15 protein-coding genes and 3 tRNA genes are annotated in these 20416 nt (G+C 44.3%); 6 read left to right on the top strand and 12 right to left on the bottom strand.

Annotated features, from left to right (window positions below):
• Positions 1-30 precede the first annotated feature (30 nt).
• The 4 genes from hcaB to hcaE are packed head-to-tail and all read right to left on the bottom strand — an operon-like array spanning position 31 to position 3057.
• Complete coding sequence (gene hcaB, locus MWG72_RS03110; RefSeq protein ID WP_247143204.1) at positions 31-846, bottom strand: 3-phenylpropionate-dihydrodiol/cinnamic acid-dihydrodiol dehydrogenase; 816 nt, start codon at positions 844-846, stop codon at positions 31-33.
• A 2-nt stretch (positions 847-848) separates the two neighbouring features.
• Positions 849-1175, bottom strand: a complete 327-nt coding sequence (hcaC, locus tag MWG72_RS03105; protein WP_004278517.1) for a 3-phenylpropionate/cinnamic acid dioxygenase ferredoxin subunit — start codon at positions 1173-1175, stop codon at positions 849-851.
• Positions 1175-1693, bottom strand: coding sequence for a 3-phenylpropionate/cinnamic acid dioxygenase subunit beta (gene hcaF, locus MWG72_RS03100; protein WP_004278518.1), 519 nt, complete (start codon positions 1691-1693; stop codon positions 1175-1177). The genes hcaC and hcaF overlap by 1 nt, the downstream gene beginning before the upstream one ends.
• Entirely contained in the window at positions 1690-3057 is a 1368-nt protein-coding gene (gene hcaE, locus MWG72_RS03095; protein WP_247143203.1) for a 3-phenylpropionate/cinnamic acid dioxygenase subunit alpha, read from the bottom strand. The genes hcaF and hcaE overlap by 4 nt, the downstream gene beginning before the upstream one ends.
• Positions 3058-3338: 281 nt before the next feature.
• Here hcaE and hcaR point away from each other — a divergent pair, with 281 nt between their 5' ends.
• A complete protein-coding gene (hcaR, locus tag MWG72_RS03090) occupies positions 3339-4247 on the top strand; it encodes a DNA-binding transcriptional regulator HcaR (protein WP_114541303.1) in 909 nt (302 codons plus the stop codon).
• Between the two features lie 381 nt (positions 4248-4628).
• Here hcaR and MWG72_RS03085 read toward each other — a convergent pair whose 3' ends face one another.
• The 7 genes from MWG72_RS03085 to MWG72_RS03055 all read right to left on the bottom strand — a co-directional run bounded on the left by MWG72_RS03085 (position 4629) and on the right by MWG72_RS03055 (position 12602).
• Complete coding sequence (locus tag MWG72_RS03085) at positions 4629-5489, bottom strand: alpha/beta fold hydrolase (protein ID WP_004278523.1); 861 nt, start codon at positions 5487-5489, stop codon at positions 4629-4631.
• Positions 5490-5774: 285 nt separating this feature from the next.
• Complete coding sequence (locus MWG72_RS03080; RefSeq protein ID WP_247143202.1) at positions 5775-7043, bottom strand: OprD family outer membrane porin; 1269 nt, start codon at positions 7041-7043, stop codon at positions 5775-5777.
• Positions 7044-7472: 429 nt separating this feature from the next.
• Positions 7473-8492: a 4-hydroxy-2-oxovalerate aldolase gene (dmpG, locus tag MWG72_RS03075; protein WP_005107995.1), complete on the bottom strand. Its 1020-nt coding sequence runs from the start codon at positions 8490-8492 to the stop codon at positions 7473-7475.
• A 12-nt stretch (positions 8493-8504) separates the two neighbouring features.
• Positions 8505-9401, bottom strand: coding sequence for an acetaldehyde dehydrogenase (acetylating) (locus tag MWG72_RS03070; protein WP_071850451.1), 897 nt, complete (start codon positions 9399-9401; stop codon positions 8505-8507).
• A 24-nt stretch (positions 9402-9425) separates the two neighbouring features.
• A complete protein-coding gene (locus MWG72_RS03065; protein WP_247143201.1) occupies positions 9426-10223 on the bottom strand; it encodes a 2-keto-4-pentenoate hydratase in 798 nt (265 codons plus the stop codon).
• 407 nt (positions 10224-10630) lie between these two features.
• Positions 10631-11299: an HAD-IA family hydrolase gene (locus MWG72_RS03060; RefSeq protein WP_005250564.1), complete on the bottom strand. Its 669-nt coding sequence runs from the start codon at positions 11297-11299 to the stop codon at positions 10631-10633.
• Between the two features lie 346 nt (positions 11300-11645).
• Positions 11646-12602 carry an RluA family pseudouridine synthase gene (locus tag MWG72_RS03055; protein WP_004278531.1) on the bottom strand — a complete coding sequence of 319 codons (957 nt, stop codon included), beginning with the start codon at positions 12600-12602 and terminating at the stop codon, positions 11646-11648.
• Positions 12603-13368: 766 nt separating this feature from the next.
• Between MWG72_RS03055 and MWG72_RS03050 the strand changes: the two genes are divergently transcribed.
• From MWG72_RS03050 to MWG72_RS03030, 5 genes are all read left to right on the top strand, one after another.
• The gene (locus MWG72_RS03050) at positions 13369-16848 is read left to right on the top strand and encodes an Rne/Rng family ribonuclease (protein ID WP_247143200.1); all 3480 of its coding nucleotides are present in this window, start codon (positions 13369-13371) and stop codon (positions 16846-16848) included.
• A 173-nt stretch (positions 16849-17021) separates the two neighbouring features.
• A complete protein-coding gene (locus tag MWG72_RS03045; protein ID WP_247143199.1) occupies positions 17022-18863 on the top strand; it encodes a long-chain-acyl-CoA synthetase in 1842 nt (613 codons plus the stop codon).
• Positions 18864-19058: 195 nt separating this feature from the next.
• A tRNA-Lys gene (locus tag MWG72_RS03040) sits at positions 19059-19134 on the top strand.
• A 20-nt stretch (positions 19135-19154) separates the two neighbouring features.
• A tRNA-Lys gene (locus MWG72_RS03035) sits at positions 19155-19230 on the top strand.
• 75 nt (positions 19231-19305) lie between these two features.
• A tRNA-Lys gene (locus MWG72_RS03030) sits at positions 19306-19381 on the top strand.
• Positions 19382-19563: 182 nt separating this feature from the next.
• On the opposite strand, the gene MWG72_RS03025 is transcribed toward MWG72_RS03030, so the two are convergent.
• Complete coding sequence (locus MWG72_RS03025; RefSeq protein WP_005245882.1) at positions 19564-20253, bottom strand: hypothetical protein; 690 nt, start codon at positions 20251-20253, stop codon at positions 19564-19566.
• Between the last annotated feature and the right edge of the window lie 163 nt (positions 20254-20416).

Genomic DNA, 20416 nt, shown 5'->3' with positions numbered 1-20416 from the left:
CGGTAAGTCCATTTGAATGAGACTAGATGTTTATTCGTCAAAGAAACCTGCACGTGGCTGACGTAGGCCACGAATACCCAGACCGCATTCTGCATTGATCAGAACACCAGTCAAAGGACGGTTGTTTTGACGAGATGCCAACAGCACGTATGAACCGGTCATATCTTCCGGTTCAGGCAAGAAATTCAGTGGCATGCCACGTGCAATTTTCTCAGGATCACGTGCATCGAGCAGGCCCACATTTTCCTGACCCAGCGATGCCGCACCTTTGATATTCACATTCATACCTGACGGTGCAACAGCGTTCACTCGTACTTTAGGCGCAAGCTCGTAAGCCAGTTCTTTCATAATCCCGACACCCGCATGCTTAGATGCAGTATATACAGGGCCTCCGCCAGCGGAGTACAGTGCCGAATTAGACAAAGTAAATATGATAGAACCTTCAGAAGCGATCAATGCATCCAGTGCAGCCTTCGCACCGAAGATCAGAGATTTGGTATTGATGCCCATAATCTCGTCAAAGGCTTTTTCTAGTTGCTCACCAGAGGTATTGACGATATCGGCATAGTGATCCCAAATACCGGCATTACCGACGAAACAATCGAGTTTACCGAAACGTTCCACAGTTGCTTGAACTGCACGAACGTTATCTGCATAGCTGGCTACATCACCTTCGATCGCAAGAACTTTTCCACCGAAGTGTTCATTTAATGAATCTACTTTAGCTTTTGAACGTTGAAGAACCGCAACTTGTGCACCTTCCTCAATAAAACGTTCTACCAAAGCCCAGCCTAAGCCTGAACCACCACCAGTAATAAGTGCAACTTCGCCTTGTAGCCAACCCATGCTTACTCTCCTGCCATCTCTACAAACAATTGACCATCTTCAACAATCACTGGGAATGTTTTGATTGGATCAGTTGCAGGTAGACACAATGCTTCACCTGTTTTTAAACAGAAACGTGCTGAATGCAATGGACATTCCACAGTACCGTCATCTTCAAGGTAACCTTCAGACATAGAAGCATTACCATGACTGCATTTATCGTTCATAGCGAAGAATTCACCGCCATTGTTAAATACAGCAAGCGCTTCGATACCGTTTACGCCACAATCTACTTTTAACGCTTCGCCTTCGTCCAATTCGTCAACTTGGCAAACAAAAATCTTATTCATTAGAAGAACACACTCAGGTTATGTGAACTGTAAGTAACTTGGTCAAGCGTGATCTTACGGTTGAAGATCTGGAAGCCGAGGCCGCCTTCAACTTTACGGATCTTGTCATGGCGTTTACCGCAGTAAATGACAATGTCTTTCTCTTTTTGCGTACGATATAGCAAATAGGTTACGTACACGTCGTATTCGCCTTCAACTTCAGTTGGCTCTACGATCACGTTAGACACCATGTGGGTGGTACGTGATGGAGGCTCTTCAGCCCAAGCCATACCGGTTTCCAGACGTGCTACACGACGCTCTAAAAGGTCTTTCGAATCGTTGAACACCCAAGTTGTAGGTGGTTCAACTGAACGACGACGGTCACGGGTTTGTGCGTTTGGTGTGGTACGTAGCGTGTAAGAAATATCTTCAGCTAACGTATCCAACCATTCGCGGAATTTCCAATCGTCTAGCAATTTTGCTTCGCGATAAAGGAACTGACTAATTTGGTGATGAAGTTCTAAGCTGATTTGACTCATTTCATAAGCTCCTTCTCATATTCGTCAGCTGCTTTTTCCACGTCTTCCCATTTTTCATGGATCAATAAATCTGCCCAGCGGCGGTACATACCACGTGCTGCAGTTTCAGAGAAAATGTAGTTGGTGATACCTGGGATACCATCTTCACGTACTTTTTCGTTGCCTTTACCCATTTCCATAATGAGTTTGTTTTGACGCGCTTTATAACCACGTAAAACTTTTTGGATCTCGATCCAATTTTCAGAGTCATCTTGCTCCAGGAAACCGGCTGGACCAAAGGCACGCGTTGCAGAACGTTCAAATGCTTCTTTCACTTCTTGAGATGCTTCAGCATCAGCAATACAGAATGCCCACACTTCAGTTTTGTTTGGACCACGTGGGTGCCATACACGAAGTGTTGCAGTACCGTTCAACCAAGACAAAGTTGGGAACATGGTGTTGTGACCTGCAAGACGCAATGCACGAGTCTCGCCTAGGCGCTCTTTAACTTCGTCGTAAGTTTCACGGAAGTAGTTGGCAACTTCACCGTCAACCCATACGTTTGCGTCTGGTTTCTCTGTAAAGAAGAAGCCTGAACCGTGACCACGTGAACCGTACTGGATCGCGTCTTTGGCAGTTTCCCAAACTGGACGAGCAGTTTGCGCAGCACCTAATTTTTTAGAAGATTCGTCGTCTGGTTTTGCACCAAGTACCTGAATTGCAGATGCGTGAGAGAACAACGCGTGGTATTGGTCAGATGCGAACTGTTCGGCTGCAAATTTCCAGTTACACTCGATTTCCCATTTGTGTACACCACCCACGATCACAGTACCGCCTTCACGACGATCGACAACACCGTCCAGGTACCAAGCGATATCGCCCATGTATTCTTCTAGATCTGGAGTCGTTTCATCCCAGCATCCGAAGATCAGGCCTTTGTAAGACTTCACACGATTCACTTCAACCAGACCCCATTGCTCTTTACATGCACCATGTGGGTAAGCACGATCTTCAAGCGGAATGTCTTTTAGAGAACCGTCAATACCGTATGACCAGCCGTGGTATGGGCAAGTGAACGCACGTGTGTTACCACAGTCTGCGAAGCTTACGCGCATAGAACGGTGACGGCATTGGTTTAAGAATGCTTTGATTGAGCCATCTTTTTGGCGTGCCACAATGATTGGATCTTCACCCATGTAGGTGTTGAAGAAATCACCAGCCTTAGGAATTTGGCTTTCATGGCAAAGGAATAACCAAGTACGACCGAAAACACGTTCGAGTTCTAATTCGTAAATGTCAGGATCTGTATAAATAGATGGCGTGATACGTCCATTTTGTGCATCGACTAAAGCATCGATTTCGCGCACATCAATTTTTCCACTCATGAAAAGCTCTCCTGTGACCTATCTTTGGCACAAAGTAATAGACTCAACTTTTCAACGATGATGGATTTGACAGCGTTTTTCGGGAAATATTTTTTTTGTTTCAATTAAGAGCTTAAAGCAATTATTAAGCACGTGAATTTTTATATTAAAACATCTATTAATCCCGCCAGAGCATTTAGTTTATGAATGGGAAAATAATCTTCACGACATAGTTGTTTATAGATTATACTTTGAGGAAATTATAGTAAGACATTTTTTGGATTACTCTTTGGGTTGATGACATGGAATTACGACACCTTCGCTACTTTATCACCGTTGCTGAAGAGCTCAATTTTAGTAAGGCAGCACTTAAACTTTATACGGCTCAACCCTCACTTAGCCAGCAAATCAAAGACCTGGAAGAAGATGTCGGGGTAAAGCTACTCAACCGGACCAAACGTAAAGTAGAGCTGACCGAAGAAGGCGCCGTATTCCTGGAACAGGCCCGTCTCACCCTTGCACAGGCGGACAAAGCCGTTGCCATGGCACGTCAGGTGTCACAGGCCAAACAGCAAATGCTCCGTATCGGTTTTGTACCGGTAGCCGAGATGAAAATCTTCCCCTATATCTTGCCAAATCTACGTGTACAGAACCCAGATTTAAAAATTGAACTGCTCAGCCTGAACAACAATGAGCAGATGCGTTTGTTAAAAAAAGGTGATCTAGATCTGACCTTTACCCGTCATAATTTCAATAGTGATGAAATTGAAAGCCAGTTCGTGATTCGTGAACCGCTGATTTTTCTCCTGCCTAAAGATCACCCCTTAGCAAAATACGAAAGAATTCCTGTTAAAGCATTGAATGGTATTGATTTTATTATTCCATCAGCAGAGCAGTCCTTGACCCTGAACCAGGCTATTCTGGACTTTGCCAAAGCCAACGGCATTGAACTCAATATCGTGCAAAAGGCCGATAATATTTTATTTAATATCAACTCGATCGGAATGGGCTTGGGCTGTACCATTTTGCCGGGCTATATTGCACCATTGACCATGGACAATACCGTGATTCGTCCACTGGACGTGGAATTGCCCTATTTAGACCTGTATGTCAGCTACCATAAAAACAACAAATCCTATGCCGTCAGCAAATTTCTTGAACTCTTGACCCGTGTGTTCTATCTGGATATTAACCGTAGCGAACAAAATTAATCCTATTTCTTCTCTGCATTAAGCATATGCCATTCAACTTTTGATAGGCATGTGCTTTTTTTGTTTTATTATTTTATGCTTAAGAATTCAATTTTAATTTAATTTTTTGATAAAGGATCTATTTCTAGCATTTAAATTTGTCACTTGACCTCGACCAAAATTGTGTATTTTTAGCTCTAAATGTGCTGCATTTACCACTTAAGTCTAATAAAGTTTCATTCGGATTTTTCTCAGTTTAAATAGCTCAAACCTATAAAAATTATTAGATTTTTAGATTTATCCAAATAAATGAGAATCAAACTCACTTAAGCACCCTGCCTTAAATATTTCCGATATAAAAAAGGATGACCGAAGCCATCCTTTTTTAAAACTACATCGAGCTTATTTTACGCCGTGTACAGCCAGGTAGTTTTTGATCACAGTGTTGAATTCGTCTGCTTTTTCAACTTGAGACCAGTGACCGCATTGGCTGAAGATATGTGCATCAGCATTTGGCACGATGTTGAGGATGTCCCAAGTACGAGAAACCGGAATCACCACGTCTTGCGTACCATGAATCAGCAATACAGGCACAGTAATGTCTTTCATTTTTTCGAAATCTAATGGGAACTCGAAACGGTCACGGTCACGTGCGCCAACCACATCCATTAAACGATTTGATGCATAGTCATTTGCAGCAGAAGCAAAACGTACTTTTACCAGTTCATCTGTAATCAGGTCTTTGTTCACGACAAACATAGAAAGGGTTTTCTTGATCCCTTCTTCTGTAAGAACTGGGTTTGCATGAGCTTTGAGTGCAGCAGTCTGTTTTGCACCGCCCGTACCCATAGACACGATACCCAAAATGCGATCTGGATAATCCAGTGCCATCTGGAATGCTAACCAGCCACCCAGAGAGTTGCCGACCAACCAGGTTTTTTCGATACCCAAAGCGTCTAGCGTACGGATCGCATGATCTACCCAAGCACGGATACCATATTCAGTACCCGGTGCAACTACAGTTTGGCCATAACCAATGGTATCAATCGCGATACAACGTGCCTGCTCACCAATTTGTGGCAGGTTTAACCACCAGTTTGCCGCAGCCGATACACCTGTACCTGAACCGTGTAAAAATAGAATAGGCGTACCTTCACCAATTTCGTGGTAATGGGTCAACTCGCCTTCAGCGGTTTCAATCCATTTGTCTTCTAAGCCAAAGAATGGATCTGTTTGATAGTCAGGGATTTGAACAGTGCTCATATTGCTTCCTCTTACAGTCTTTCGCTTGCGTGTCCCTCTATTTTCAAGAATTCGACGTCAAGTTGACTCATTAAAATGACTTGTGTACACCCTTATATTAACCGCTCAGCCGCAGCAAACTGATACAAAATTACGATTGCACCCTACAAAATAGATATAATTTAAGTGGTTGTTTTATATATTAATTTAAAATAAACCCTACTCAATCCAAGCCTTTAATGAAACAATGTAACACTTAAACCAAAAAGCAGCCAGAAGACTGACTGCTTTTAAAATATACGGGTATTAGAATTTATGCGTATAAGTGGTGGCGACACGGTATTCTTGCAGGTCTGGTTTTGCTGGATTGGCAAAATTCACATCAATATACATCGCCTGTACACCCAGACCTTTTAATTTACCTTCTGACACAGTGTAGTTCACGATGGCATTCACTTCATCCGTATTGAAGTTCTGGCCTTGATACGCCCAAGTACCTTTCTGATTATAACCTTTGAAATATACGGCTGTTGCATTTAAGCCTTTTGCACCCATTTCAGAGAAGTCATAGCCATAAGAAACACTCCATGATTTTTCTTCTGGCGCGGTAAAAGTCGCTACCCCCCAGTTCGCCAGATAAGGCTGTGGCACCCAGCCACCCAATGTCGGGAATGCGCTATCACCAAACATTTGCTGGTAACCTACACCTACGCTATGTGCACCATGATTCACTTTTGCAGCGACAGATAATGCCTGGTTATCGATCTCACCATACAGCTTGTCACCTGACTCCGAGTTATCGAAGTAACGAATATGGCTATCTAATTTGGTTTTTTCACCGAGCGTAGTTTTGTAATTGACACCCAGATAATGCTGTTGGTAAATGTCTTGAACATCGGCATACCAGTAGCTCGCACCTACTTCTTTAGTAAGCTGGTGGTCTATGCCTGCAATCCACATGCCATCAGCTTCAGCACCCGTATCATAGAAACTTGGTGGAGCAAATTTAGTTAAGTCGCGGAACTGGTTGTCATAACGGTTATTAATGCCATCAATATACGCAAGAGTTAACTTGGTATCTTTAAGGTCTTTAGACTCTAACCAGGCACCACTATACGTCGTCAATAACTGACGCGATGGATCGAATACCAAGACTGGAGATACCGGCAATAACTCGCCGACTTTCAGTTCAGTTTGTGACACTTTGGCTTTTAAGGTCGCACCAACTTTACCAAAATTATCTTTTTGCCCTTTGCCTGGTCCTTCATGCGGTAAAACCCAGTCAGGATTATTATCACGACCATTCAAACGGAACGCATGCTGAATAAGAAGATCTGCACCGACCTGCACACCACCACCGATATCGTGATAACCCGACTTGGCATCCAGAGTCACGCCTTGTGACCAAGAACCCCAATTACGTGATGAATAGTCATCTTGATACTGACGGTCTAGATAAAAGTTCTTAAATTTGAGTTGAACATTGCTGTCGTCAATAAAGTCTGCATTCGTTGCAGTTGTCCCTAAAGTTGCTGTCGCAGCAAGCATTGCAATCCATAAATTGTGACGACGCATGATGAGTTCCCCATTCAGCTGATAAAATCCATGCAGCCATCATGCGCAAGTCGGTTTAAATAAAAAATCCGACCACAGTATTAAACTTTTGCTCTTTTAGCTCTGCATATTTCAAGCCCAGATTTAAGCGCTCAATCTCTTAGATTTTAAACCGATTAAAGAAAATAAAAATTTGACCAGATATTTAATTCAAATTTTTGTTTCTTCTATTAATAAGAGCAATTTTTTTAAAAACTTTAAGATAATATTTTTTATTTATCGTTTTTATGTTTAATGAAAAAATGAAACTAAAATAATCCCTACCTATCACTATAACTAAAATATCTGAGATCAGAGTTTTAATATATTATTAAATCTACTTAATAATAAAAAAGCATCCGAATCGGATGCTTTTTTATTGCCCTTATTTTAATACCACGGTATTAAAAATTAAGCTTGTAACTCACGCGCTTTAGACATGGTTAATGCCAGGTCTTCAATCATGTCTTCCTGACCACCTACCGTACCACGGCGACCAAGTTCCATCAGGATTTCACGCGCAGATACGCCGTATTTCGCTTCAGCGCGTTTAGCAAATAACAGGAATGAAGAGTAAACCCCCGCATAACCTAAAGTTGCCGCATCACGGTCTGCACGAATCGGGTTGTGCATCATTGGAATCACTAGATCTTCAGCAACATCTTGAACTTTGAACAGATCAACACCAGTGTCCATACCCATACGGTTTGCCACAGCGATAAACAGTTCAAGTGGCGTATTACCTGCGCCAGCACCTAAACCTGCAGATGCCAAGTCAACACGTACCGCACCTGCTTGAACCGCAGCAACAGTATTCGATACACCCATACCTAAGTTGTGGTGACCGTGGAAACCAAGCTCAATGCTTGGATCCAAGTGTTGACGTAAGTGACCCACACGGTCGATCACATCCTGAGGAAGCATATAACCTGCTGAATCTGTTACATAGATACAGTTTGCACCGTAAGACACCATCTTGTTTGCTTCTTCAAGCAATTTTTCAGGTGTTGCCATGTGCGCAAGCATCAAGAAGCCCACAGTGTCCATGTCTAGTTTACGTGCAGCGGTGATGTGCTGTTCAGAACAATCCGCTTCAGTACAATGCGTCGCCACACGAATAGTAGAAACACCAATTTCATGTGCCATTTTCAAATGGTCAACCGTACCGATACCAGGAAGAAGCAATGCAGAAATTTTTGCATTTTTCATACGTGGCACAACAGCAGACAAATATTCTTCATCTGTTGCAGCAGCAAAACCGTAGTTCACTGATGAACCGCCCAGGCCGTCACCGTGCGTTACTTCAATTAAAGGTACGCCTGCATCATCAAGTGCGGTTGAAATTGCAATCATTTGCTCAACAGTCGTTTGATGGCGCTGCGGGTGCATACCATCACGCAAAGTCATATCATGAACAATAATCTTAGACATTTTGGTATTCCTTTAAGCTTCAGCGATGTTGAACACGTGTTCTGCGAACATTTCTGCAGTACGTGCAGCTGCTGCAGTCATAATATCCAGGTTGCCTGCGTATTTCGGCAGGAAGTCACCCAGACCTTCAACTTCCAAGTAAATTGATACACGGTTGCCATCAAATACAGGACCATTTACAAGCTTGTAACCTGGTACGTATTTTTGAACTTCCTTGATCATGGCATGTACAGATTCAGTGATCGCTGCCTGATCCGGCTCACCTTCTACTAGACAGTGAACAGTATCACGCATCATTAGAGGTGGCTCAGCCGGGTTAATGATGATGATCGCTTTACCTTGTTTCGCGCCGCCGACTTTCTCAATGGCACCTGCAGTAGTACGTGTGAATTCATCAATGTTTTTACGCGTTCCCGGACCAACCGACTTAGTCGATACAGTTGCAATGATTTCGCCGTATTCAACAGGTTGAACGCGAGAAACCGCAGCCACCATCGGAATCGTTGCCTGACCGCCACATGTCACCATGTTCACGTTTGGTACTTCGCCCGCTTGTAGTAATGCTTCAAGGTTGACTGGTGGTACACAAAATGGACCAATCGCAGCAGGCGTTAAGTCGATCATCAACACGCCAAGTTCATTCAGCTTGCGGCTGTTTTCAGCATGGACATAGGCAGAAGTTGCGTCGAATGCAATTTTGATGTCATCAGCAATCACATGAGGAAGAAGACCATCAACGCCTTCAGCTGTGGTTTTTAAACCCATTTTCGCAGCACGCGCCAAACCTTCAGAAGTCGGGTCAATCCCCACCATCCAAACAGGTTCTAACCATTCGCTACGTTGTAATTTATAAAGCAAATCAGTACCAATATTCCCTGGACCGATCATTGCACATTTAATCTTTTTCATGAATGTACTCTCTTGGAATCTTGATTATTCAGCAGCGAATGCAGCGGTTACTGAACCGAAGCCTTCAATTTCAACTTTGAATTCATCACCTGGTTGCGCCACAACCATTGGACCTAAGGCACCCGTCAAGATGATGTCACCTTTTAACAGCGGACGACCACGGCGTACCATTTCATCTGCCAGCCAAACAGCAGCATTCAATGGGTTTGCCAGACATGCTTTACCCACGCCTTGAGAAACGACTTCCTCACCGCGCGTCATCACCATCTTGCAGTTCACCAGATCAAGATTTTCTAATTTAACTGGCTGAGAACCCAAGACAAATGCAGCAGAAGATGCGTTATCTGCCACAGTATCAATCAGGCTAATTTTCCAATTTTCGATACGGCTATCGACCACTTCAATTGCAGGCAATGCATAATCAGTTGCGCTGATAATGTCTGCATACGTGTGTTTTTTTTTGGTTAAATCCTGGTTAATCACCAATGCGATTTCCGCTTCAACTTTTGGCTGAATCAGGAAACCGGCTGGAATTGCTTCACCATCGCCATAAGCCATGTCGGCAAATAACATACCAAAATCCGGCTGATCTACACCCAGTTGCGCTTGAACGACTTTAGACGTCAAACCGATTTTACGACCCACCAGACGGCGACCTTCAGACAAAGCACGCTCGGTATTCACTTCCTGAACGGCATAGGCGATATCTACGTCAGCACTTTCACCGCCAAGTTCCGGGCGAATCGGTGCAATCGCAGTTTGTGATAATTCAGCGCTACGAAGTGCTTGTGCAACTGATTCAACAACAGCAGAATTCGACATCAATGTTTCCTTAAACTGCAAAAATTAGGCTTATGCTGGGATCTAAGAAGGACAGAAAATATGAAAATGATCAGGCTGATCATCCGCATGGACTGCCTTTCTCAGAGCGAGCATAGGAATAAACAGTTTTAGGATGGGAAAAATCCGGCGTTTGTGCCAATAGTTATTTTATTTTTTGCTATAGCTATTATCTATAAGAATAATTTATAAAAAATTAAATAAAACAAAATCTTATTGTTTAAAACACATCGTTATTTAGCAAAATAACTGCCATAATATGACCGGATAAAATCAGTACAATTACGACTTTAGACTAAAAGATAAGAACCAGCGCTTAAATCTGCAGCATTCCCCAGCCAATTTAAACCGGGGAACTGCTTGTTTTTCATTACAACCAAGATACTGGATTAAACTGCTTGTTTCCATTGGACTTTAGCCAACAAAGCGCTATGCAAAGCAGCCACATCATCCACGATACAGACTGGATTAAATTGTGCTAAAAGTTCAGGTTCATGCACACCATAACTTACCCCAACGCTTGGCATGGCAATATTTTGCGCCATTTCCAGATCATAAGACGTATCACCGACCATAATCGCATGTTCAGCCTGCACACCGGTTTCCGCCAGAATTTCTTCTAACATGAGTGGATGAGGTTTAGAATGGGTTTCGCTGGCTGCGCGCGTACTCACAAACAGCTCTTCACTGTTCGTCTGTTTTAATACACGATCCAGACCTTTACGGCTTTTCCCTGTGGCTACTGCCAGCTTCACGCCTTGCTGCTGTAAATCTGCGAGCATGTGCGCTACGCCTTCAAACCAGGAGTCTCCTGATGAGTTGGCAACATAATGATCGGAATAAGCCTGCAAAATATCCGTATGTAATTCTGGTACTGTCGGGAATAAACGCTGTGCAACTTCAGGTAAACCCAGTCCAATAATACTTTTCGCATCTGCATCCGTTAACGGCTGCTGAAACTGCTGTGCGGCAAACTGCAAACTCGCCACGATTTGACCGACTGAATCAAATAAAGTGCCATCCCAATCGAAAATGACCAATTTTACAGGTGAGTTCATAAAAGATTTCCTAGATTTGATTCAGTCTTGAAGCCCTCTCCTACAAGGAGAAGGAATTTTTCATTCTTAAGCAAATGACTTTAATAAAAGAACCAATAAAGTCGAATTATCAATGAAGTTTTAATTCAACATTACTATTTAATAAGTAACGTTCCCTCTCCTGAACGAGTTTAAAGCACTGCTTTAAACGACGTGCAAGAAGGAGACTTGCTCAGCAGTGCTGCTTAGGGAGAGGATTCTTTCGAAATTTAATCTCCCCTAGCCCTCTTTAAGAAATAGGGGAATTCCCTCCTTTTTCAAAGGAGGGTGAGGGTGGATTAAATTTATTAAAAGAAAAAATAAGTCCTTATTGGGCAGCCGGTTTATCCGCTTTCTGCGCTCTTAACTGCGCCACCAGACTCTGCATATCTTCCGGCAATGGCGCTTCAATCGCTGGATAGCCCGGAATGTCCAGACGCATTGCATGTAAACACAAACGGCGTGGTTTTGGCCCACGATATTCTGTTTCATGACCATACTTTTCATCGCCTACTAGCGGATGACCAATACTCAAACCATGAACACGAATCTGATGGGTACGACCAGAAAGCGGAGATGCATACACCAGTGTGGCATGCATAAAACGTTCCTGCACATTCCACTGGGTTTTAGACTCTTTACCTTCTTTCGGGGACACGCAGACACGACGTTCACCATTGGCCAGCTCGTAACGATGTAAAGGTGCATCAATCAGCTGTTTATCCAGACTGACCTGCCCTTTTACTACAGCGGCATAGGTTTTTTTGATTTTATGTTCACGCAACATATCTTGTAATGTTTTCAACACGCTACGCTTTTTGGAAATCATCACCAGACCGGAAGTATCACGGTCAATCCGGTGAATCAGTTCCAGATACTTTTTACCGGTTGCGGCACGCAAGCCCTCAATCAGGCCATAGGCTACACCGCTACCACCATGCACAGCAATCCCGGAAGGTTTATTCACGACCATCAAACCTTCATCTTCATAAATCACACGGGCCAATAAGCCTTGTGCCACTTTGTCAGAAACAGGTGCAGCAGATTCATCTTTTTGTTCATAGCGAATCGGCGCAACGCGAATCTGGTCACCGATTGCGAGTTTGGTTTCTGCTTTAATGCGTTTTTTATTAACGCGAACCTGGCCTTCACGAATCAGACGATAGATACGGCTTTTTGGCACACCTTTCAGACGACTAAACAGGAAATTATCGATGCGTTGTCCATCTTGATGTTCATCCACTTCAAACCAAGTGACGTTTTGCCATTGTTGCGTAGAATTCATACAGTTACTATGACCCAAAAAATACTAAAATTGATTAAAAACTGATCACTTAGGTTATGCTTTACACAAGAAACATAAGCTTAGCCCATAGGCAGATGATGCAAGGTTTGATATAGTCAGCGCACGGAAACCATCGTTTGTGAGTAAAAGTTGAATCATTTCAGATTTTTCTGAACTTGATTGTTCAATTAAAGACTCACATGATACGGGAAGGTCCCCAAAGAATTATGCCACGCCGAAGGCTTATTATATCGGCAAACAAAGCAAACTGTTGCGTTTAATTGTACCTCAGGTACATAAATCAGTTTGTCTTAAAAAATATGTCGCCAACTTTGTTGGTTTTTAAACGTAAACTGATACACATCAGATTAGTCGCAACCTGAAGACGACTTCAGGCTACAGCGTTGATGCATTGGATCTGCACAGTTTGTAAAGATACGACGACAATTCCGTATCAAGACACTTTCTATAAAGAAGGGATGATCTTCGAGCAATGTGACAGTGAAAGTTACACACATCCAATGCACCGCTCGTCCGCCAGTGAAGCGTTCAGGTGACTTTAATCCGTTTAAAGATTGAAGCCGTATTGCCATCATCAATACGTGAATCAAAAACCGAAGCCCATCTATATTAAATAGAGCTCGGTCATAAAAGACTCAAACCACAATGAAATTCATTGCAGATTTGAGCCATTGATCCGTGATGTGTGATGTTCGCTACGTGTATAGCGATTTTTTGCTGTGTATCACTATAAGGTGTTACACCCATGAAACGTATGTTGATTAATGCAACACATGCCGAAGAAATTCGCGTTGCACTTGTCACTGGTCAGCGTCTTTACGATTTTGATTTAGAAAATCGTACCCGTGAACAAAAAAAATCCAATATCTACAAAGGTCACGTGACTCGCGTTGAACCTTCTTTAGAAGCTGTATTCGTTGAATACGGTGCAGGTCGCCAAGGCTTCCTGTCAATGCGTGAAATCGCAAATTCATATTACAAAGCCGACCCTCGCCAAACTTCAAATATCCGTGAACTGATCACTGAAGGCACCGAACTTCTGGTTCAGGTGGAAAAAGAAGAGCGTGGCAACAAAGGCGCTGCCCTGTCTACTTTTATCTCACTTGCTGGCCGTTATTTGGTATTAATGCCAAACAACCCGAAAGGTGGTGGTATCAGCCGTCAGATTTCCGGTTCAGTGCGTGAAGAACTGAAAGAAATGCTGGCAACACTGAACGTGCCACGTGGTATGAGCGTGATTGTGCGTACTGCCGGGATTGGCCGTTCACAAGAAGAATTGCAACTCGACTTACAGCACTTGTTAGACCTTTGGGCACAAATCCAGAGCACGGCAAGTTCAGGCCCATCGCCAATGCTGGTACATCAGGAAGCGGGTGTGGTAACACGTGCCATTCGTGACTACCTGCGTGATGATGTTGCTGAAATCCTGATTGACTCAGAACAAGCCTATAACGAAGCCTATAACTTCGTAAAAGCGGTAATGCCACGTCAGTTAGAAAAACTGAAAACTTATACCTTAAATGAACCTTTATTCGCGCATTTCGCGATTGAAAGTCAAATTCAAACCGCTTATGAACGTGAAGTAAAATTGCCTTCTGGCGGTTCGATCGTGATCGACCAAACTGAAGCTTTAGTGTCAATTGACATTAACTCAGCAAAATCGACTCGCGGTAGCGACGTTGAAGACACCGCGTTGAACACCAACATTGAAGCGGCAGAAGAAATCGCGCGTCAATTACGTTTACGCGATATCGGTGGCCTGGTGGTGATCGACTTTATCGACATGACCAAAGACCGCAACCAGCGTATGGTGGAAGCTAAGCTACGCGAAGCGACGCAAAGTGACCGTGCCCGTATTCAGTTCGGTCAATTGTCACGTTTTGGTTTGATGGAAATGAGCCGTCAACGTCTGCGTCCTTCTCTTGAAGAAGCGACTGGCTACGTTTGCCCACGCTGTCATGGCACCGGTATGGTCCGTGATCTTCGTTCTTTATCACTTTCGATTATGCGTAAAGTGGAAGAAATCGCGCTACGTGAACGTCATGGTGAAGTTCAAGTCGAAGTTCCAGTCGAAATTGCTGCCTTCTTATTGAATGAAAAACGTCACACCTTGGTGTATTTAGAACAGACTTCAAATGTACGTGTGACTGTGTTGCCTCACCCGCATCTGGAAACACCGCATTATGAAATCACTTATAATGCCGAAGGCTTTGCACCAACCAGCTATGAACGTACTGAAGCAACTCGTTCAAGTGAAAAAGAGTTGGGCTATGAGTCATCTGAATGGCATTTAGAAGAAGAACAACATACGCATGCTGCTGCACCAGCGCCTGCTCAACAGCAAAACAACGGCAGAAACAATAAACGCCGTAACCAGCAAAACCAAAATGCACAGCAAGTACCTGTTGCGCAACAAGCTCCAGCCCAAGCACAAGTTGCTGCTCCTGCATCTAGCCCATGTGCCTGGTTAGAAAACCTGTTTGTTCAAAAACAGGCTGCGACTGTTGATCAATCGCGTACTGCCAACAATGCAGCTGCAGCAATTGAACAAATGATCAATGGCGGTGCGGTGAGCCGTGGTCAGTTCGGTCAATTGTCTGCACCAGTGGCACAACCTGCGCCACAGCAAGTGTCTCAACCTGCTGCTCCGGCAAGCAGCAATGCCTACCTTGCACCATCGACTGTAGCGCAAAAACAGGAACGTGATGCTGAAAAACCGGCAGAGCGTGATGAAAGAGCGCCGCGTCATAACAATAAAAAACCACGCAATCCGAAGCACAAAGAACCGCGTGAGCAGGTTCAGTCTGAAGCTTCCGCTCCTCAGCAACATCAGGTGCATGAAGAAGTGATTCAGGTATCTCGTCAAGAGCAACGTCATGAAGCACGTGAAAACAAGCGTAATTCTCGCCGTCAGCATCACAATGAGCCATCTCAGCAAAATGATGTTCAAAACAATGAACAACAGGCTCAACAGGTAATGCCACGTCGTGACCGCCGTAACCAGCCACGTCAGGAACGTCCAAATCGCCACCGCGATCCAAGCGTGCTGAATGAGCAGGCTCAACAAGCAGCACCTGCAGTCGTTGAAGCGCCAGCAGTCAATGACAAGCAGCTTCGTGTTGAGTTGGTCGATGCACCACGTCAAGACGTGATGCCAACAGCCATGGTCGTGAATATTGACCAGGCGAAAAGCGAAATCGTGGCATTGAATGACAATGCTGCAGTTGTAACGCCAGCGGTTGAAGTTACTGCACCGGCAGATGCGCCAGTTGAAGAAGCCGCTGCTGAAAATGTAGTAGAAGCTGCACTGACAGCACCTGCTGAAGAAGTTGTGACAGCGGAAGAATCAAGTGCTGAAAAACCTCGTGCCAGCAACGATCCGCGTCAGCGTCGTCGTCAGCAACGTGAAGGACAGCCTCAACAGGCTACAGTTCAAAAGTTGACTCCGTCACAAGTACCAACTTTGGGTCAGTTCACTATTGGTAGCCTGATTCGCCATGTTTATGGTGAAGACTGCTCCGTGCTCATTGAACAGTTTGGTTTATTGCCAACCTTCAACCGTGCTCTAGAGAAGTTCACAAAAGAGTACAACGCGAGTCTGGTGGCTGCAGCATCGCCTGTCGCAGAGAAAAAACCGGTCACCCGTGATGTTCAAGTGACGGTAGCTAAGGTTGAAGCAGAGCCTGCTCCAGTTCTGGATCTAACTCCACCAAAACCGGTGTCGGACAAACGTGTCGCAAACGATCCACGTGAGCGTCGCCGTCTGGCTAAACAGGCTGCAGAACAGGCCCTGCAACAAGCCAAGCAACAGGCCAAAGTAGAAACAGCTCCGGCAGTTGAAACTGAGCCAGAAGCACCTGTAGCAGCAGAAGCGCAAGCAGAGTCTGCTGAAGCAGCGGCAACTGAAACTCCAGTAACCACTGAAATCGCTATTGAAGAAACCGTAAATGCTCAGCCAGCTGAACAAGCAACTGAAACGACGGCACCAGTAGATACAGCTCCTACAGAAGCGGCTCCAGTGACTGAAGCTCAACCTAGAGATGCTGCGCCAGTTGAAGCAAATGCTGAATCAGAAGCTCCTGTTACAGAAGCCCAGGATCAGGCCAAAGTAACAACAGAAGACACTGAAGCCAGCGAAGCTGAAAAAGCGGAGAAACAGGCTGCTCGTCCACGTCGTCCACGTGGTCGTCCACCGAAAAAAGCCAATACTGCAACTGAATCATAATTTGCTCAATTGCAGTCATCTAAAAAAACCTAGTCATTTCGGTGACTAGGTTTTTTTTGCTAGATTTAGTCAGAATAGGTTGATTGCACTAGTGTTTTAACGCTAAAAGATGGATAGCTCGTCTACTGTATATAAATTGAACGTATCGGATACGAAAAATAAATAGGATTCTCATGACCCAAATGAAACCACACGATCTGATTGGGATTGCAGATGTCGCTGCCAAAATCCCGGCTTTTTTGACCAAAGTGCCCAATTTGCTCACTGGTCTAAGACAGGCATATTTACGTACTCCGAACACACCGGCCGGCTTGGGTCTGGCTTTTGAAAAAGCGACCAAGCGTAACCCCGAAGGTATCGCCTTGCGTTTTGAAGAGCAAAGCTATAGCTATGCTGCTCTAAATGCTCGGGCCAACCAGATTGCCCATTTCTATCTCTCCTTGGGTGCCAAGAAAGGTGATGTAGTTGCCGTGATGGTCGAGAACCGCCCTGAGCTGATTGCTAGCGTGATTGGTCTGGCTAAACTGGGTGTGACCACCGCCTTGGTGAATACCTCTCAAGTCGGCAAAGTGCTGACGCACAGTATCAATCTGGTCAAACCGATTGCTCTGATTGTGGGCGAAGAATGTCGTCATGCAGTCAACGAGATTCGTAATGACCTGAATATTAGCAGTGATCGCTTGCACTGGTTTGCAGATCAGAATACTCAAGCCGATCCGGGTCAGGCACCTGAAGGCTTTATCAACCTGGCTGAAAAAACCGATCTCTCTCCCAAATTTAACCCACCGACCACCCATTCGGTGCAGGGCAAAGATGGGCTGTTCTATATTTACACCTCGGGCACCACAGGTCTACCTAAAGCGGTGATCTTTACCAATGGCCGCTGGACGCTCGCTTATGGCACCTATGGGCATGTGCTAAACCTCAATCAAGATGATGTGATGTACTGTACCCTGCCGCTTTATCATGCCACAGGCATGGTGGTGTGCTGGTGCGGTGTCATTGCAGGTAGCAGCACCCTGGCGATTCGGCGTAAATTTTCGACCTCCTCTTTCTGGAAGGATGTACAAAAATTTGATGCCTCTGCGATTGGTTATGTCGGTGAGCTGTGCCGTTATCTGATGGATGCTCCCTCATCTGAACTGGAAAAAGGCCACCGCGTGACCAAGATGATTGGAAATGGGATGCGCCCAAATATATGGGATAAATTTAAATTCCGTTTTGGCATTCAGGAAGTGCTGGAACTATATGCCTCCAGTGAAGGCAATGTCGGTTTTAGCAATATTTTCAATTTTGACAATACCGTCGGTTTCTCACCCACACCGTATGCCATTATTGCCTTTGATAAAGATAAAAATGAGCCGGTACGAGACCTTAAAGGCCGTTGTAAACGGGTGAAAAAGGGCGAGACTGGTTTACTGATTGGTAAAATCACCCGTCGTTCACCTTTTGATGGCTATACCGACCTGGAAAAAAACAAGTCAGTCATCATGCAGAATGTATTTACCCAAGGTGATGCTTACTTCAATACCGGGGATCTGGTGCGTAATATCGGCTTCCGTCATGCGCAGTTTGTCGATCGTCTGGGTGATACTTTCCGCTGGAAAGGGGAAAATGTTTCTACAACTGAAGTGGAAAACATACTGACCGAGTATGACAAAATCGTTGAAGCGGTGGTGTATGGCGTAGAAATTCCCAATACAAATGGTCGTGCCGGTATGGCCGCGATTACCCTGCAACCCGATGTAAAATTGGATGATGCAGATTTAGCAGCCATGGCCGCTTGCTTTAAAAAATGCTTGCCGGCTTATGCGGTACCGGTATTTTTACGTATACAACAGCAGATTGAAACTACAGGTACCTTTAAATACCAGAAAAATAAATTGAAAGAGCAAGCATTTGATCCGAGTAAAACCGATGAACGCCTGCTGGTGTTATTGCCAGGTGCAACGGCATATTCGGAGCTCACCGCAGAGATTTTTGCCAATATTCAGGCCTATCAATATCGCTTCTAAGTACTGAAGTTGCCTATTTTTTGTTTAGATAAAGCATAATTGTTGTATTTATAATCAAACATGGGCAACTTTGTTATTTTTTGCTTGCGCTGAAATGAGATCTTGCTACAATACGCTCCATCAAACAAAGTGGTGCTTTAAGCTATTTAGCTTGACTTGCACTGCACATTCAAACCTGGTTTGAATGATGGTTCAGGGTCGTTAGCTCAGCTGGTAGAGCAGCGGACTTTTAATCCGTTGGTCCCGCGTTCGAATCGCGGACGACCCACCACTTATTTGATATCCCTTGATGGGTCGTTAGCTCAGCTGGTAGAGCAGCGGACTTTTAATCCGTTGGTCCCGCGTTCGAATCGCGGACGACCCACCATCTTCCGAAAGGATCACGTAAAAGTACACCACACTCTTGCGTCATAAAAATGGTCATCATCATTTTTATTCCTCAGGGTCGTTAGCTCAGCTGGTAGAGCAGCGGACTTTTAATCCGTTGGTCCCGCGTTCGAATCGCGGACGACCCACCATTCTTTCCTTAGAATGTCTCCCTGATTTCCCTTATTATATTTTAATTAAATTGCGATGTTTTGGTCGTGTATTTCTGCGCCCAGATTTTAGGCTCACACGTTCCCACAACTTGCCTTTATTGTCTAATCTAAACAGTATTTGAATTAGGCTTTCTACCAGATCAGCCGATTTTTATCGGGTATTATTCTTGAATATGAAAGGACGTGTCTTTGACCAGTTCATAGGCTTTCGAAGGTGCCGGATAGCCGCGATCAAATAATTCCCGGTTGGTTTTTTCTTTTTCACTATAGATTTTTTCCAGATTCATGACTAAGTGATTTGAATCTTTAATCTTATAGTAAAAGCTCGCCCCTTCTTTACGATTCACTACTATATCGGTACGCTCCGGATTGATAAACCAGCGGTCTTTACGGTAGGTAATATTATGAGCCGTGCTGCTTTTGGTATTATCAATAAATACTTTGCCATACTGTAAAATACTGCGATGCACCGTACCGTCCGGCATTAGAGTCAAAATAAATTCTGCCTTACCTTCAGTACAAGGCGCAAAGCGGCCATCACAGTCGATTTCAGTATGATAGCGACCTATAAACACCTTGGCATCCTCTGGTACAGTTGCCGGGTTTAAATCTGCTTCTACCGGAAGAGTCGCCTGCCCTGCGACCTGAGTTAAGGATTTGGCGCTGACAGTCACCACATCGGCCTTCGTATTGGCAGCGGAAATTTTAACGCCCTCTTCTGAGGTCGCCTGACCTTCCTGTTCAGGTTTGACTTGCTGCTGATCACAAGCCTGCAAAATCACCATACTCCCCAACACCAGGCTACATTTAAAAAAACTGCTTAATGTACAACGTGATACATCCAATTTCATTTTTAACAAACCTAAATAGGAAACATGGCGAGCAAAAAGCACCCAGCAAAGCTGATGAACTTTACACAAGAGTTCAATAGAATTTTCACTATGTTAGTAGCTCTTAGATCTGGTTTTAATCTTTATTAACATTACTTAACGATTTTATTTGTAATCAGCACTT

The organism is Acinetobacter lwoffii (assembly GCF_022967985.1).
Lineage (GTDB): Bacteria > Pseudomonadota > Gammaproteobacteria > Pseudomonadales > Moraxellaceae > Acinetobacter.
Note: the sequence above shows the minus strand (reverse complement) of the source record. Positions and strands in the feature narration are given on the sequence as shown.

Coding starts and splice junctions, on each gene's coding strand:
- hcaB (WP_247143204.1), bottom strand. CDS start 846: ATGGGTTGGCTACAAGGCGAAGTTGCACTTATTACTGGTGGTGGTTCA.
- hcaC (WP_004278517.1), bottom strand. CDS start 1,175: ATGAATAAGATTTTTGTTTGCCAAGTTGACGAATTGGACGAAGGCGAA.
- hcaF (WP_004278518.1), bottom strand. CDS start 1,693: ATGAGTCAAATCAGCTTAGAACTTCATCACCAAATTAGTCAGTTCCTT.
- hcaE (WP_247143203.1), bottom strand. CDS start 3,057: ATGAGTGGAAAAATTGATGTGCGCGAAATCGATGCTTTAGTCGATGCA.
- hcaR (WP_114541303.1), top strand. CDS start 3,339: ATGGAATTACGACACCTTCGCTACTTTATCACCGTTGCTGAAGAGCTC.
- MWG72_RS03085 (WP_004278523.1), bottom strand. CDS start 5,489: ATGAGCACTGTTCAAATCCCTGACTATCAAACAGATCCATTCTTTGGC.
- MWG72_RS03080 (WP_247143202.1), bottom strand. CDS start 7,043: ATGCGTCGTCACAATTTATGGATTGCAATGCTTGCTGCGACAGCAACT.
- dmpG (WP_005107995.1), bottom strand. CDS start 8,492: ATGTCTAAGATTATTGTTCATGATATGACTTTGCGTGATGGTATGCAC.
- MWG72_RS03070 (WP_071850451.1), bottom strand. CDS start 9,401: ATGAAAAAGATTAAATGTGCAATGATCGGTCCAGGGAATATTGGTACT.
- MWG72_RS03065 (WP_247143201.1), bottom strand. CDS start 10,223: ATGTCGAATTCTGCTGTTGTTGAATCAGTTGCACAAGCACTTCGTAGC.
- MWG72_RS03060 (WP_005250564.1), bottom strand. CDS start 11,299: ATGAACTCACCTGTAAAATTGGTCATTTTCGATTGGGATGGCACTTTA.
- MWG72_RS03055 (WP_004278531.1), bottom strand. CDS start 12,602: ATGAATTCTACGCAACAATGGCAAAACGTCACTTGGTTTGAAGTGGAT.
- MWG72_RS03050 (WP_247143200.1), top strand. CDS start 13,369: ATGAAACGTATGTTGATTAATGCAACACATGCCGAAGAAATTCGCGTT.
- MWG72_RS03045 (WP_247143199.1), top strand. CDS start 17,022: ATGACCCAAATGAAACCACACGATCTGATTGGGATTGCAGATGTCGCT.
- MWG72_RS03025 (WP_005245882.1), bottom strand. CDS start 20,253: ATGAAATTGGATGTATCACGTTGTACATTAAGCAGTTTTTTTAAATGT.